Here is a 582-nt window from a genome sequence, read left to right as displayed (position 1 = left end):
AATGCGCTGCGCCGCATGTTGAAAATGCATGCGTTGATGATGGCAAAAACCAATCATGCTGCCAGCTTCTATGATGCCGAATGTCTTCACGAAATGGCCGAGGCTCCGTATGAGGCCGCCGCGGTACTTGAGCACATCTGTGGCGCCGATGCCGAAAATACGCACCTAAAAGAGGCAACTTGCGTAGGGTGCGGTTGTACAGATGGTCATGCTTGCCTGGATAAAAACAGCAAGCCATGCAGTTGGCTCAAGGTCAATCGTGAAACCGGGATGGGGGTATGTTCATGCTGTCCGACTTTTCTTGGGCACCCGTTGACAATTGACGGTGAAGGATCGGAGGTGCGCCATGGTTGATATGCATATTCCTTATTCTTCAGATGCCGAGCAGGCCGTTCTCGGCGGATTGATGCTGGATAACGAGCGTTGGGATGACATTCTGCCATTGGTTGGAGAGCGTGATTTTTATCTGGCGGTACATCGTCGCATTTTCCAGGCCATGGCTCGCCTGATGGCTGTTCAGCAGCCGATTGATCTGATTACGCTCCATGAGTCACTGGAACAAAACGGTGAGCTCGAGCAGGT

At 52.2% G+C, this 582-nt stretch carries 1 protein-coding gene and 1 pseudogene; both read left to right on the top strand.

All coding sequences use genetic code 11. The features are described 5' to 3' along the window. A pseudogene (locus tag AC4PR2_RS29550) lies at window positions 1-354 on the top strand (hypothetical protein); the annotation flags it as partial. Then, window positions 347-582: DnaB-like helicase N-terminal domain-containing protein (locus AC4PR2_RS29545; protein ID WP_492176131.1), on the top strand; the 236-nt coding region annotated here is incomplete at its 3' end. The pseudogene AC4PR2_RS29550 and the gene AC4PR2_RS29545, both read left to right, overlap by 8 nt.

It is taken from the genome of Serratia sp. A07, from assembly GCF_058725505.1.
The sequence above is the reverse complement of the archived record's forward strand: the minus strand, read 5'-3'. Positions and strand labels throughout refer to the sequence as shown.